The sequence below is a fragment of the Propionivibrio limicola genome, from assembly GCF_009469695.1.
Classification (GTDB): Bacteria; Pseudomonadota; Gammaproteobacteria; order Burkholderiales; family Rhodocyclaceae; genus Propionivibrio; species Propionivibrio limicola.
This window is the reverse complement of sequence record NZ_SSSR01000002.1, coordinates 165,298-180,338: the sequence shown is the minus strand read 5'-3', so window position 1 is coordinate 180,338 and position 15,041 is coordinate 165,298. Positions and strand designations below refer to the sequence as shown.

The window sequence follows — 15,041 nt, the reverse complement described above, 5'->3', positions numbered from 1 at the left end:
CTTATGTGCTTAAAAAATATAGCCTTTTAGCCGGCTCTCAATGATTCGAGGATTATCCCCGTTGGCAATCCCCACCAGACCATCGACGATCATCTCGCGCTGAACCACCAGCCTGTTGATGTGCGCCTTGAGTTTATTGGACATGGGAAGAAAAACGAGGTTGGCCAATCCCACGCCATAGATCGTCGCCACAAAAGCGACGGCAATCCCCGCCCCCAGGCGCGAAGGATCGGATAAATTTTCCATCACGTGGATCAGGCCGAGCACGGCGCCGAGAATACCGATCGTCGGCGAATACCCGCCGGCCGCCTCCCATATGCGCGCCGAGAGTTTCAATTCTTTCTCGTAGGTATCGATCGCGACCTCCATCACCTCGCGCAATCTTTCGGGTTCCGCACCATCGACCAGCAACTGCAGGCCCTTGCGTGAAAAATCATCTTTCAACTGACTCATCGCATTCTCCAGCGAAAGCAACCCTTCTCGCCGGGAAACCTGGCTCCAGGCCGTTATCTGCTTGATTACCTGGACGTAATCGACGGCCGGTGGCAACCACACCCAGCGGACCATTTTTATCCCGCGGACGAAGGTGGCATAGGGACTCTGCAACATGACGGCCCCCATTGTGCCGCCAAAAACGATCAGCAACGCCGTTGGCTGTGCCAACGAGGCAACATGTCCCCCCTCGAGCATCTGCCCGCCGACAATGGCGACAACCCCGATGAGCAGCCCCAGCACACTGATCTTATCCATTCTTTGCCGCTCTCTTCTTTCCGGACGATGCGCCGCCGAAGATTTTCGCACGCAACCTGGCGACGGCCTGACTATGCAACTGGCAGACCCGCGATTCCGTCACCCCCATCACCTCGCCGATTTCCCGCAGATTCAGATCTTGTTCGTAGTAGAGCGCCATCATCAGCTTCTCCCGTTCGGGCAGTGATTCGATCCCCTGAATCAATGAACGGCGCAGATTGTCATCCTCAAGGAGCTTTGACGGCTCGTTCGATTCATCGGCGAAATGCCGTTCAAGATAGTCGTCATCCCCCTCCTCGACAAGGTCCTCAAACGAAATCAACTGGTGCCCGCGCGCTTCCTGCAGGGTTTTTTGGTAATCGGCCAGCGACATGCCCATCGCGTCCGCCAGCTCTTTCTCGCTGGGTGACCGCCCATAAGACTGCTCCAGCTGTGCGATCGCCTCTTCGATCCGGCGGAAATCGCGCCGCAGACTGCGGGGCAGCCAGTCGTTTTCCCTCAGGCCGTCCAGCATGGCGCCACGTATCCTTTGCGCCGCATAGGTCTCGAACTGCGCCCCCATGCCAACTTCAAAGCGGCCAATAGCGTCCAGAAGGCCAATCATGCCGTTCTGGACCAAATCCTCAACCTGAACACTGGCGGGCAATCGGGCCATCAGATGGTACGCGACCCGCTTTACAAGCGGAGCATAGCTCTGCACCAGCTGATCTTTGTTAATTTGACCAGCAGCGTTATACATAGACAAATGGAAAGGTCAGGCGTAAATAGCAACAGGGTCAATATGTTGGCTCAAGTGTAACAGTTGCTGCACGAACTGCTCGACCCCCCCCAAATTGTTTTCCGGGCACGGCCACTCGAGCAGATCGGCGCCGATCTGCTGAAATGCCTTCGCCGACGGACTTTCCGGAAAAAGGGCGCTGACCGGCTGACACAGCTTGGCGGCCTGCACCAAACGTGGATCTTGCGGCATAAATCCGGCATAGTCGAGCGTCGCCACACCGCGCGTACGTGCAACACGGGCGATCGTCTCATAGATGGACTTTGCCTCTCTGGGAGTGCGAACCTTATTCACCAGAATCCGGAAGCGCTTGTGTGCATACGCGAGAGCAACCTTCTTGATCAACGCATAGCATTCAGTGATAGCGGCACTCGTCGCGGGAACAACGACAATCGTATCGTGCGACGCCAGCCCAAGCGGCGAAAAACCAAGGGGGTGCTCATCGGAGGCGTCGACCAGAATAACATCGACGGGACGATCAATGCCCCGAAAGCATTCGTGCAACGCTTCCTGTTGCCGGAAGCCAAACTTGCCAAGTTTCCGTACCGCTTGGGCGGCCGGCAAAACACGCACGCCGGGCGCCACGCTCAACAAGACGTCCGAAACGGAGCGCTCCCGATTAATGACGTCGAGCAAGTCGTAACAGGCAACAGCCCCAAAGCTGGCGCTAACGTTGCCCTTTGTATTCTCATCCAGCACCAGAACTTGTTTTCCCTGTCGCGCCAACAACGTCGCCAGGTTCGCAACAAACACGGTCTTTCCAGACTTCTCACACCCGGAAGCAACGGTTATGACTCTTGTCTGTTCGCGGCAAAAAAGACGGCGCAACCCGGCCGCCTGATCTCCCCGGCGATGCTCAAACTCAGCCACGATAGCCCCCGGCGGCGGCCACACCGACGCCGGCACTTGCCATCATCAGGCCTGGCTCCGTGCCTTCGAGACGATGCGCCGAAGCTTCCGGCACATCCTTGAAGGCGCGATGCAGGAGATAGGCACGGTTCGGCAGATGCAAATCCTCGGGAACACGCTGACCATTCGAAACATAGTGCAAGCGCAGGTTGTTGCGAATGATGACATCAAGCGCGGTTGCCAGGCTTGCCGCCTCGTCGACCTTGCTCAGGATGCATCCCGCCAGATCCTGCCCGCCGTACGCACGAACCACGTCGTCGAGCGTATCGCCGCGCCCCGTCGCGGAAAGAAGCAGGACCCGCTTGGCATTGCTACTATCGAACATCGCCACCTGCTCTTCGACCTGACGGTCACGCTGGCTCATTCCCATCGTATCGATCAGCACCATGTGCTTGTGCTGGAGATCAAGCAAGGTCTGCTTTAGCTCCAGAGCATCCTTGGCAAGATGCACCGACACGCCGAGAATCCGGCCATAAATGCGCAGCTGTTCGAAGGCGCCGATCCGGTAGCCGTCTGTTGTAATCAGCGCGACCTTTCCTGCGCCGTGACGCAAAACGCAGCGAGCCGCCAGCTTTGCGGTTGTTGTCGTCTTGCCTACCCCGGTCGGTCCGACAAGCGCATAAATGCCGCCGCGATCGATAATGTCGGCTTCCGAACCAAGGGTCTGCAACGAGCGATCCGCACGCGCCTTGACCCATGCCAGGGCACGCGCCCGGTCGAGTTCCCGCGGCAGTTGCGCGAGCAGCTCTCTCGACAGGCTTGGCGAAAAACCGGCATCAAGCATCTGGCGGAGTATTTCAGTCTTGACCGGCTCCATCCGGGCTGACTCGCCCCACGTCGCTCCCGCAATATGCTGTTCGACCATTTTGCGCAAGGCGCGAATTTCCTCCATCACCTCGGACGACACGACCTCCGCCGGCGGCCGTTGCTGGGACGGTGGAGTCGTCACACGCTCAATTTGCGGTGCAGGACGCGGCGATAGCGGCGGCACGGCAGAGGCCACCGGCTTCAACGGTGGCGGCGCAAACTGCGGTGCACGGGACGCATCAGGCGCCGGGGCTGAAGACAATCTAACGGAGTAATCGCCCGGCTCGCGCGTCTCGTTCGTACGCTTGTTTTCCGGACGTGTCGGCACAATCATTTCCATATCACTGGCGGCCACCGCCATGATCTCAACCCCGCCGGGGATGGCACGGTTGGACAGGATGATGGCGTCTGGGCCAAGAAGTTCCTTAACCTTGCGCAAGGCATCCCGTGCCGTGGCCGCTATGAATTTTCTGACATTCATGTTCTACCCCCAATTATCGAGGTGACTTTAATTATTTTGTTTTCTGGCACTTCGCTATGGGCCAGCACTTTTAGTTGAGAGATTCCCCGCCGCAGGAAACGGGAAAGCAGGGAGCGCAGATTTCCCGACACCAACAAGACTGGCGGCATCCCTATTTCTTCCTGGCGCTGAACAGCAGTAGCGGTTTCGCGCAGCAATGTATCGGCCAGCCCCGGTTCGATGCTGGCGTTTTCGCCACCACCGGCAATCGCCTGCAGAAGGACGCGCTCGAGCTGCGGATCCAGCGACATGACCTGCATTTCATTTCCGGCCGGATACAGTTGCTGCACAATCGACCGGCCGAGCGCCATACGCACTTGCGACGTCAACACTTCGGCGTCCTGCGAACGGGGCGCCGTCTCGGCAATGGTTTCAATGATGGTCCGCATATCGCGAATGTGGACGCCTTCTTCGAGCAAGTTCTGGAGAATCTTCTGCAACACGCCGAGTTGCACGACTTTCGGCACCAGGTCTTCGACAAGCTTTGGCATCTCCTTGGCGAGATGATCGAGCAACGCTTGTGCTTCCTGACGCCCCAGCAATTCGGCCGAATGCGTCAATATCAAATGGTTCAGGTGCGTTGCCGTGACCGTACTGGCATCAACGACGGTGTAGCCAAACGCCTGCGCCTGCTCGCGCAACCCGGAATCGATCCAGATGGCCGGCAAGCCGAAGGCGGGATCCTTCGTCGCCGTACCAGGGAGCTGACCAGCGACGCGACCGGGGTTGATCGCAAGCAGGTTGCCGGGAAACGCTTCTCCGCGACCGATTTCGACGCCCTTCAGAAGAATCCTGTAGGCATTCGGTTTGAGCTCAAGGTTGTCCCGGATATGTACAGGCGAAACGAGGAACCCCACCTCCTGCGCGAATTTCTTCCGGATACCACGAATTCGCCGTAACAATTCGCCGTCCTGCGCCTTGTCGACAAGCGGAATCAAACGATAACCGACTTCCAGCCCGAGTACATCGACAGGCGCGACATCGGCCCACGTTGCCTCCACGGCTTCCTGCACCGCAGCCGGTGCAACAGTTACCGGCACGGGCTTGACCACCTTCTGCCGCCGCTCCAATTCCCAAGCCAGAGCACCGAGCGCGCCCGCCAGCACGAGAAAAACAAAATTCGGCATTCCCGGAATCAGGCCGAGCATTCCCACAATCGCAGCCGACAAGCCAAGCAGGCGCGAATTGTTGAACATCTGCACGATGAACTGCTGCGAAAGATTCTGGTTATCGCCGACGCGCGTCACCACCATGCCAGCCGCAATCGAAATGATCAGCGCAGGAATCTGCGCGACCAACCCGTCGCCGATGGTCAACAGCGTGTATGTTTTCGCCGCCGTGCCGATATCCAGACCATGCTGCAACATGCCGACAAATAGCCCGCCCACCACGTTGAGGAACATGATCAAAATGCCGGCGACGGCATCGCCCCGCACGAATTTCGAGGCACCGTCCATGGAGCCAAAAAAGTCGGCCTCTTCGGCAATAATCCCCCGTCTCTTCCGGGCCTCATCCTCCCCGATAAGCCCCGCATTCAGATCGGCGTCGATAGCCATTTGCTTACCGGGCATGGCATCCAGCGTAAAACGGGCCGCCACTTCCGCCACGCGGCCGGCGCCTTTGGTGACTACCGCAAAATTGATGATCACCAGAATAGTGAAGACAACGATACCGACAGCGTAATTGCCTCCAACCAGAAAGTGCCCAAACGCCTCAATCACCTGCCCTGCCGCCCCCGGACCCGTATGCCCTTCGAGCAAAACAACACGGGTCGAGGCAACGTTAAGCGACAGACGCAGCAATGTCGTCACCAGCAGCACAGTCGGAAAAACAGAAAAATCCAACGGCTTCGTCACATTGATGGCGACCAGCATGACAATGATCGAGATTGCGATATTGAACGTAAAAAAGAGATCCAGCAGAAACGGCGGAAGTGGCAACACCATCATCGAGAGGATCAGCAGGATCAGGATCGGACCTGCCAACTGCTGCAGCCCCCCCATCCGGCCGAACAACGACTTAAGCTGCATGCTCGCGCTAGCCATACGCCACCTCCACCTTCATGTCATCGGGAATGCTGATTTCCCGCGGGGGTATCGGATACTGCCCCCCTACCTTGCGCCAATTCGCGAGTTGATAGACATAGGCAAGGACTTCTGCCACTGCCGCGTAAAGCGAAGACGGAATCTCCTGATCGATATCCACATAACGGTGCAATGCCCGGGCCAATGGCGCCGCTTCGAGCATCGGGACGCCATGTGCGGCACCAATCTCCCGGATTTTCAGGGCGACATTTCCCATCCCTTTGGCCAGGACCTTCGGCGCCGGCATTCCGCTCTTGTACGCCAAGGCAACCGCAAAATGGGTAGGGTTGGTCACGATCACGTCCGCCGTCGGCACGGCGGCCATCATCCGACGACGCGCTGCCTCCCGCTGAAGCCTCCGGATACGACCTTTGACTTCGGGATTCCCTTCCATTTCCTTGCTTTCCTGCCTGACTTCTTCCTTGGTCATTTTTAGCTTGTTGTGGAATTGCCATAGCTGGAACGGCACGTCGGTCGCCACGATGACCAGCATTGCGAGGACAATCATTAGAAAACTGAAGTTGATCAAATGTCCCGCCGAATACAGGCCAGCATCAATGGTCTGACTGGAAAGAGCCACGATATCGTTCCGCTCGCTCCACAGAACCCAGACGGCAACACCACCGACCAGCAACGACTTCGCCACAGCCTTGAAGAGCTCCGCCAAGCCACTCCAGGAAACCATACGTGACAGGCCACTCATCGGGTTCATGCGCGCGATATCCGGAGTCAGCGCTTTCAATGTGAAATTCCAGCTTCCCAGGAAAAAAGGGGATATCAGGGCGGCGACCACAAGCGCCGCCAGGAACGGCGCAAACGAAATCAACGTATCAAACGAAATATCGGCAAGACGAATCAGAATGAAGTGAGGATCACGAAGCTGTGCCTCCTCGAACGACAGGCCACGCCTGAGAACGGCAGACACACGTTCGATCATCCAAGCCCCCATCAGCCAAAATGCCATTGCGGAGACGAACAAGATCAGGAAAGCGCCGATCTCGCGCGACCTCGGCACCTGCCCCTCTTCGCGCGCCTGCTGGAGGCGCCTCGATGACGCAGGTTCCGTTTTTTCGAGATCGCTGTCTTCAGCCATATCCGCTTCCGGTTAATCTCGGCGAATTATATAAAATATCTTTAAAAAAGAAAGCAGTATGGCGTTTTATTTACACAAACTCTTAGAAGCGCATTAGTACCCCCAAAGAAAGTGCAAAAAAAACAGGGGGCCAAAGCCCCCTGCACACGTAACAATGAAAAAAGCAGATCAGACGGACAACTCGAAAGCCTTGGCGTGGCGGAGCCCCAACTCCTTATCGATATGGGCATTCAAATCCGTCAGCAACTCCTTCATATCCAGAATCAGGACAATTTGCCCATTGGACAGTGTCGTCACCCCGGCAACTCCTCGCGGACGGAAATCGTCGAGCGACTTAATCACCGCATCATCGCGCCCGGCGAAGCTGTCGACAGAGAGAATGAAGCTGCGCTCGGCCGTCTGCATCAAAACGCCGTACTCCGGCGTCTGCAACTGCGGCCAGCCGAGCAAACGCGATAGCGCGACAACCGGCAGGACTTCGCCGCGCACAACGAGCGTTTCCTTGCCTGCCACCTCCTGCATCTTGCCTTTTTCGATCGGGAGAATTTCACGCACCATCGAGAGCGGAAGAGCAAACGGCTGATCCCCGAGCAACACGAGCAGCACGGGCAAAATCGCCAAAGTCAGCGGCAGAGAAATAATGAAAACGGACCCTTTGCCCGGCTCGGAGCGAATATCCACCGACCCGCTGAGTTTCTGGATGTTCGTTTTAACGACATCCATCCCGACACCGCGCCCGGACACCGGCGACGCCTGCGTCATCGTCGAAAAACCGGGCAGGAAAATCAGATTCAGACTCTGACGATCGTCGAGCGTATTGGCTTCTTCTTCCTTGATCAGCCCTTTCTCAACGGCCTTGGCGCGAATTCTTTCCGGACTCATGCCACGCCCATCGTCGGCAATGATCAGGAGGATGTGATCCCCCTCCTGACGAGCCTCAAGACGAACGATGCTCTTTGGCGGCTTACCTGCGGCAATACGCTCCTCCGGCGATTCGACACCATGATCAACCGCATTCCGGATGAGGTGCACCAGAGGATCGGCGAGATCCTCGATCATCGTCTTATCGACTTCGGTTTCTTCACCGACGAGGGCAAGCTCGACATCCTTGCCCAACTGCCGGGCCAAATCGCGCGCAATCCGAGGATATTTCTGGAACAGCCGTCCAATCGGCTGCATGCGGGTCTTCATCACCGAATTTTGCAGATCCGAAACCAGAAGATCCAACTGACTTACCGCCTGATCAAGGGCATGCAGCGTGTCCGCATCATTGCGCCCAGCCAAAATGTCGGCGCGAAGGCTTGTCAGGCGATTCTTGGTCAGACCAATCTCGCCTGACAAATTCAGGACCTGATCGAGACGAGCCGTATCAACGCGAATCGTCGATTCACGACCGGCCGCCGCTTTATCTTCCGTCCGCCGCCCGGAAGTGGCACCTGTTGCCACCGCACCGGGCTTGTCACTCGCCCGCCGCCCTTCGGGAGGGAAATGCGGAGCCACCACCACGGGAGCCTGAACAGCGATGTCTTTACCTCCCGCCTCGTCTTTTTCCACCACGGCATTCGGGCGAGAAACCACCTGTTCTGCCTCAAGGCCCGCCACAGCGGCATGCAAAGCCCGCCAGTCAGGCTCTGACGATTCCGTCGGTGACGAAGAAGGACCGGAAGCGCAATCTTCCGCCCCCCCCCCGGCGACAGGCGCCTGAACGAATTCAGCCCCCACGTCCAAGTCATCAGCACCGCCTTCCCCGTTGAGCGCCGCATTTAACGCCGAAATGACCTCATGAGGGGCCGGACGGGGCTGCACGGCCTGCCCAAGTTCGCTGAACATCACGCGAACTCCTTGCGTCGCCGCCATGATCGTATCCATCAACTCGGGCGTCAGGCACATCTCGCTGTTTCTCAACCTGTCGAAGAGGTTCTCGGTCAGATGGCAAAGCGTGACAAGCTCGGCCGCATTCAAGAACCCCGCGCCCCCCTTGATGGTGTGAAACCCCCGAAAAATATCATTGAGCAGACGGTGGTCGCCAGGGTCTTTTTCCAAGTCAACAAGCTTGTTATCGACATCTGAGAGAAGGTCGTTTGCCTCTTGCAGGAAATCCTGCAGGAGATCCTCCATTCCGGAAAAATCACTCATGTTGAAACTCCTAGAATCCCAGACTATCGAGCAAATCATCGACCTGCTGCTGACTTACAACGACATCCGAACGCCCATCGGCGTTAATAACAGGTCCGTTAAGCAGGGAATTGACAGATTCTGTGCGCCGTTCACCGGGCATCGTTTGAATAAGGATATTCATGAGTTGCGACTCAAGATCATGCGCCAGCGAGACTACCTTCTTGATCACCTGCCCTGTCAAATCCTGAAAATCCTGCGCCATCATGATTTCCATCAGTTGCGTCTTGGTTTCCGTAGTCCGCTGCGGCACGGAATATTTGAGGAATTCACGCGTCTCGACTGCCAGCAACTTGAATTCATCGACGCTCATACGATTGGCGAAAAGGGCATCCCACTTTCCACCCAACAGGGCTGCATCTTGCTCAATCTGATCCTGCAGGGGATTGGCAACATCTGTCGCATTCAACACCTTGCACGCCGCCTGCTCGGTGAGATTCGAGATATACGCCAACCGATCCCTGGCATCGGGGATAGCGCTGACCGTCTTCTCAATCAGCTTGTCGTAACCCAGTGCGGAGAGGGTGTCATGCAACTGCCTCGCCATTTGTCCAACCTGCTGGAAGACCTTTTCCTGGACGGGCCAATCCTCGGCCAACTCCGACGCACCGCCCCCGCTGCCAAACGAGTCCCCCCCCGTCCCTGTCGATCGGCTGTCTATTTCACCGACGATGGAATCGAACAGGCTCTGCAACTCCTGCGAATCCTCAACAAGGGCATCACTCTCTCGCGCCTGTTGCATGAGCGACGACTTTACTGGCGCCGGCTGAACAGGATGAAACCCGGCACCGGCCGCAATGCTTTCAAATAGCGCTTCGAGCTCGCTTGAGTCACCAGATGAATTAATGTCACTCATCTCAGCCACCCATCTTGTCGAAAATCTTCTGAAGCTTTTCGGACAACGTCGCCGCAGTAAAAGGCTTGACGATATAGCCACTTGCTCCAGCTTGCGCGGCGGCGATGATATTTTCCTTCTTGGCTTCTGCCGTAATCATCAGCACAGGCAGATGAGCAAGCGCAGGAGTAGAACGGATCGTTTGCAACAGCTGCAATCCGTCCATATTCGGCATATTCCAGTCCGTTACGACAAACTCGAAGCCGCCAGCCTGCAGCTTTTGCAAGGCAATCGCTCCGTCCTCGGCCTCATCAACATTCGTGAAACCAAGTTCCTTGAGGAGATTCCGGACGATGCGGCGCATCGTCGAAAAATCGTCAACCACCAGAATTCTCAACTTCGGATCAGCCATTCAATCACTCCTGATTTCTTCTTATCGCTCAAGCATCGGGCGGAGTGTCTCAGCCAGACCTTCAGCATCAAATTTCGCAACATAGGCGTCCACGCCCACAGCCTGCCCCATCGCCCGGTTGGCCTCGGATGATAGCGACGAGTGCATCACGACGGGAATTCCATCGAAACGGGAGTCGGACTTGATGTGCTTGGTCAGCACGTAGCCATCCATTTCGGGCATTTCGGCATCCACAAGAATGAGCCGTATGTCATTACGCAGCGGGGAATTCGTTTGCTTGGCATGTGCTGCAAGCCCTTGAAGGCGGCCCAAAGCCTCGACACCGTTCGTCGCATGTTTATGCTTGACGCCGAGTTTGTCGAAGACTTCGGCAATTTTCCGACGAGCCACAACCGAATCATCGACGAAAAAGACGCCTGTATCCTCTGCCACCTGAGCCGGAGGAATATCGACAATGATCGCCTCGCCAAACGCATTGGCAAGTATCTGTTCGACGTCGAGCAGCGAAACCAGCGTGCCGTTGTCCAACTCCGTAATTGCCGTAATCAGGCCTTGATTCGAGGAAAGCACACTCTCAGGCGCCCGGACCTTTTCCCAATCAACCCGGATAATGCGGTCCACCTCATGCACAAGAAACCCCAACGTGCGTTTGGAGTACTCAGCCACCATCATCGTTTTGCCTGGCTCCTTGGGCGGATCCTGTAAGTCAAGAAAGCTGACGAGGGAGAGAACGGGAATGACATTCCCGCGCAGCGACACCAGTCCCTCAACACCATGGGGCATATTCGGTGTCTTGGTGATGTGCGGAGCCTTACCAACCTCACGCACTTTGAACACGTTGATTCCGAAGGTTTCTCGGGTCCCCAGCGAAAAAAGGAGTATCTCCATTTTATTGGACCCGGCAAGACGCGTTCGTGCATCAACGCTATCGAGCAGACTGTTGTTTTCCACCAAATTCGTTGCCATCGTCTTGCTCCACACCGACTATTGTTTTTGCTCGGAAATCGACAGGCGCTCACCGCCCGTCAAAAGACGCGTCAGCACCTCCGATAGCTTTTGCGGTTCGAACTTTGGAACATATTCATCCACGCCAACCGACTTACCCAAATGCTGATTGGACATCCCAGAGAGTGACGAATGCATAATAACAGGGACCCCCGCAAAGCGTGGATCTGACTTGATCTTCTTGGTCAGGATATAGCCATCCATCTCCGGCATTTCGATATCAGTAAGCACGAGGCTGACAAAATCCGTCACCTGCTGCCCAGAGGCCTGTGCATAACCGGCAATTTTTTCCAATTCCTTCCAAGCATCGCGGCCATTGATCGCCTCGATGTATTTCACTCTCATCGCCTCAAGCGTTCGCTGTATTTGCTTACGTGCGACAACAGAATCATCCGCAAAGAACACCGTTAACGACTGATTATTCAGAGGCTTGATACTTCGATAAACGATCTCTTCGTCGTAGCTTGTCGTTTCCGACAACACCTTTTCGACATCCATCATCATCACGAGGCGGCCATCCTGCAGCTCCGTCACCGCAGTGACCAACCCGCCCATTTCGGCCATCAGCATCTCCGGGGGAACTCTCATTTGACTCCAGTCGAGCCGGAGAATGGTATCGACCCCCTCAACCAGAAAACCCTGCGTATGCCCGGCATACTCCGTGACGATCATGATCGATCTTGGTGTCTCGGTATTTACACCAGCATATCGCGCCAGATCGACCACTGGAACCAAAGCGCCACGCAGACTCACCATCCCCTCTACTGACGGAGGCATTTCTGGCGCGGCCGTAATTGGCGGAGTTCGCATCACTTCACGAACCTTGAAAACATTGATGCCGAAAGTCTCCCGCCGTCCAGTTGCCGAGTTGACACCCAGAGTAAAAAGCAAGATCTCTAACTTGTTGGTTCCGGCGAGTTTCGTACGCGCATCAATACTTTTTAGCAACTCTGACATGCCTGCTCCCTTGGAAAACCCCTTTATTATCCTGCGAAGGGCATCTTAATCGAACAATCCCTATTTCACCAGAACCCGATACCCCTCACATCGACATCCGCATTTTTGCTCCCGACCCGATTAGCCGAACGCTCGACCAACGCACGCAAATTTGCGAAAGAGGAAAATTCGTCAGGCACACCGCCCCAAAGCAGACGCAACCCGTTTTGAAAGATCCCCTAGAGGCACCACATCCTCCACCGCTCCGATCATCGCCGCCTCGCGGGGCATCCCGTAAACGACACAGGATGCTTCATCCTGACCAAATGTTCTTGCGCCAGACTGACGCATGCGCAACAGACCATGCGCCCCATCCTTACCCATGCCGGTCATGATCACGCCGATGGCGTTATGCCTGACAACATCGGCGGCTGAATCAAACAGAACGTCAACCGACGGACGGTGCCGATTTACCGGCGGCGTCTTGCACAATTCAATAGCATATCCCGCCGGGCTTCGCCTGATCTTCATGTGCGAATGCCCCGGAGCAATGTATACCGTGCCGGATTCCACCGATTCGCCGCCTTGGGCTTCGATCACACGGGGCAGGCAAAGACCATCGAGACGTGCGGCAAACGACCCCGTGAATGTTTCGGGCATATGCTGGACGATGAGTATGGGCGGATAGTTGGCGGGAACGCCCAACAGGAACGTCTTGACGGCCTCAGTCCCCCCCGTCGACGCACCAATAAAAATGATTTTGCCGCCATTCGTCGCCGGACGAATGAAAGACGCCTTGTCCATATCAGCGCCCCCGGGCCACGGGTGCATACACCGTCTTCCCAAGTGAACGGAATAAATCCGCCGCATGCAGAAAGCTCTCCGAGTGACCGGCAAAAAGCAACCCATCCTCACTCATCAGCGGCGCAAACCGCTTGAGTATCTTGTGCTGCGTCGGTTTATCGAAATAAATCATAACGTTCCGGCAAAACAAAGCGTCAATCGGCCCTCGCACAAACCAACTCGCCTCCAGCAGATTGAGGCGCTGGAAGGTCACCAATCGACGTAACTCCGGACGAACGGCAAACACTCCATCCGGCCCTGCACCGCTCCGCACAAAAAAACGGCTCAATCGCTCAGGCGACAATTTGTCGATCCGCTCTTTCGAATAAACACCCTTCGCGGCGGTTGCCAGGACATTGGTATCAAGGTCGGTGGCTACAATGGTCACTGGCGGCGTAAAGGTGTTAAACGCCTCCACGGCCGTCATGGCGATACTGTAAGGCTCCTCGCCGGTTGACGAGGCACAACACCAGATTTTGATCGATGGTCGCCCCTGCATTTTCTTCAGGTGGTCCGCAAGAATCGGGAAATGATGAGGCTCACGAAAAAAAGACGTTAGATTGGTCGTCAGCGAATTGACGAACTTTTCCCATTCACTTTTATCTCCGCGCTCAAGCAAGGCGAGGTATTCGCCAAACGAACGCTTGCCAGTTTCGCGCAGCCGACGAGCCAGACGGCTATACACCATGTCCTGCTTGGCAACCGAGAGCGAGATTCCTGCATGCTCGTAAATCAATTTACGCACGCGCTCGAAATCCGCCATCGTAAAGACGAACTCCCGATCAGAACCTTCCCGGCCCCCCGCAGCCTTGTCCGAGAGGGCAGACAGCGTTGAAAGCGGTTTACGCTCGATCACACATCACCTCCATATCCTGCATACACAGGGGAACAACCAGCTTGAAAACAGACTGCCAATTCTTCAGCCCGCTACGGTTTGCCTTGCACCGCGGACGAAAACATATCCCCGGCCTCGACGTCGCCGCCGACATCCAGCGTGGCATTGCCATCCTCCTGCAGCAGCGCCTCTTCAGTTCGTTTGTTCAGCACAACAATATTGATGCGGCGATTCGCCGGACTCAGAGGATCGTTTCGATCAAAAAGCACGGTTGACGCCAGACCAACCACACGCAGCACCTTGTTTTCATCCATCCCCCCTGCAATCATCTCGCGGCGCGATGTATTTGCCCGATTGGCAGAGAGCTCCCAGTTGGAGAAACCCTTCTCCCCCCCGGCAAACTGGGCTGCGTCGGTGTGCCCCGAAAAACTCACCTTGTTCGGAACCTCATTCAACGCTTTTCCGATTTCACGAAGAATCAGCCTTGAATAAGGCTTGAGTTCCGCACTGCTCGTATCGAACATCGGGCGGTTCTTTTCATCAATAATCTGGATTCGCAAACCTTCGGAGGTCACATCCAGCAGCAACTGGTTCCGGAACTGTTTGAGCGCTGGATTAAGCTCGATGAGCTTCTCGATATTCTGCTTAAGCAGTCCAAGAGCCGCCCGCTCACGCCGTTCGAATTCCTTGCGCACCTCTCCGGAACTGGATTCTCGAAGGGGCGGGCTTTTTTTCTTTGACGGGACATCTCCATCCTTGACCTGACCAGCGCTGCTCGTAAGGTCCTTCCCCCCCCCTTTCAGGACACTCGTTGCGTCACCAGCCCCGGAACCGCCCTGCATGCCAACCTTGAGCGGATTTTGAAAATAATCGGCAATACCCTTCAGATCGCCGTTCGCCGTTGAACCCAACAACCACATCAGCAGAAAAAACGCCATCATTGCCGTTACAAAATCGGCATAGGCGATCTTCCAGGCGCCACCATGGTGGCCGCCCGCGACTTTCTTGATGCGCTTGACGACGATAGGGCGAACTTCTTCGCTCACTCAAACTCTCCTT

14 protein-coding genes are annotated in these 15,041 nt (G+C 56.1%); all 14 read right to left on the bottom strand.

Annotated features, from left to right (window positions below; translation table 11 throughout):
- Nucleotides 1–9 precede the first annotated feature (9 nt).
- Nucleotides 10–750, bottom strand: a complete 741-nt coding sequence (locus GH659_RS02790) for a flagellar motor protein (protein ID WP_153109446.1) — start codon at nt 748–750, stop codon at nt 10–12.
- A complete protein-coding gene (locus GH659_RS02785) occupies nt 743–1,489 on the bottom strand; it encodes an RNA polymerase sigma factor FliA (RefSeq protein ID WP_153109223.1) in 747 nt (248 codons plus the stop codon). The genes GH659_RS02790 and GH659_RS02785 overlap by 8 nt, the downstream gene beginning before the upstream one ends.
- A 15-nt stretch (nt 1,490–1,504) precedes the next feature.
- Nucleotides 1,505–2,398, bottom strand: coding sequence for a MinD/ParA family ATP-binding protein (locus tag GH659_RS02780; protein ID WP_153109222.1), 894 nt, complete (start codon nt 2,396–2,398; stop codon nt 1,505–1,507).
- Complete coding sequence (gene flhF, locus GH659_RS02775) at nt 2,391–3,725, bottom strand: flagellar biosynthesis GTPase FlhF (RefSeq protein WP_153109221.1); 1,335 nt, start codon at nt 3,723–3,725, stop codon at nt 2,391–2,393. Before flhF ends, GH659_RS02780 begins: the two co-directional genes overlap by 8 nt.
- Complete coding sequence (gene flhA, locus GH659_RS02770; protein ID WP_170285804.1) at nt 3,722–5,809, bottom strand: flagellar biosynthesis protein FlhA; 2,088 nt, start codon at nt 5,807–5,809, stop codon at nt 3,722–3,724. The genes flhF and flhA overlap by 4 nt, the downstream gene beginning before the upstream one ends.
- Complete coding sequence (gene flhB, locus GH659_RS02765; protein ID WP_153109220.1) at nt 5,802–6,941, bottom strand: flagellar biosynthesis protein FlhB; 1,140 nt, start codon at nt 6,939–6,941, stop codon at nt 5,802–5,804. Before flhB ends, flhA begins: the two co-directional genes overlap by 8 nt.
- 168 nt (nt 6,942–7,109) lie before the next feature.
- The gene (locus tag GH659_RS02760) at nt 7,110–9,077 is read right to left on the bottom strand and encodes a chemotaxis protein CheA (RefSeq protein ID WP_211364081.1); all 1,968 of its coding nucleotides are present in this window, start codon (nt 9,075–9,077) and stop codon (nt 7,110–7,112) included.
- 10 nt (nt 9,078–9,087) lie between these two features.
- Nucleotides 9,088–9,972 (bottom strand): protein phosphatase CheZ, encoded by an 885-nt coding sequence (cheZ, locus tag GH659_RS02755; protein WP_153109219.1) that lies wholly within the window; start codon nt 9,970–9,972, stop codon nt 9,088–9,090.
- 1 nt (nt 9,973) lies between these two features.
- A complete protein-coding gene (cheY, locus tag GH659_RS02750) occupies nt 9,974–10,363 on the bottom strand; it encodes a chemotaxis response regulator CheY (protein ID WP_153109218.1) in 390 nt (129 codons plus the stop codon).
- 21 nt (nt 10,364–10,384) lie between these two features.
- Nucleotides 10,385–11,329, bottom strand: coding sequence for a chemotaxis protein (locus tag GH659_RS02745; RefSeq protein ID WP_153109217.1), 945 nt, complete (start codon nt 11,327–11,329; stop codon nt 10,385–10,387).
- A gap of 18 nt (nt 11,330–11,347) precedes the next feature.
- Complete coding sequence (locus GH659_RS02740; RefSeq protein ID WP_153109216.1) at nt 11,348–12,325, bottom strand: chemotaxis protein; 978 nt, start codon at nt 12,323–12,325, stop codon at nt 11,348–11,350.
- 171 nt (nt 12,326–12,496) lie between these two features.
- A complete protein-coding gene (locus GH659_RS02735; protein ID WP_246167663.1) occupies nt 12,497–13,108 on the bottom strand; it encodes a chemotaxis protein CheB in 612 nt (203 codons plus the stop codon).
- Nucleotide 13,109: 1 nt separating this feature from the next.
- Nucleotides 13,110–13,910, bottom strand: coding sequence for a CheR family methyltransferase (locus GH659_RS02730; RefSeq protein WP_153109443.1), 801 nt, complete (start codon nt 13,908–13,910; stop codon nt 13,110–13,112).
- Between the two features lie 164 nt (nt 13,911–14,074).
- Nucleotides 14,075–15,028, bottom strand: a complete 954-nt coding sequence (gene motB, locus GH659_RS02725) for a flagellar motor protein MotB (protein WP_153109214.1) — start codon at nt 15,026–15,028, stop codon at nt 14,075–14,077.
- Nucleotides 15,029–15,041 lie beyond the last annotated feature (13 nt).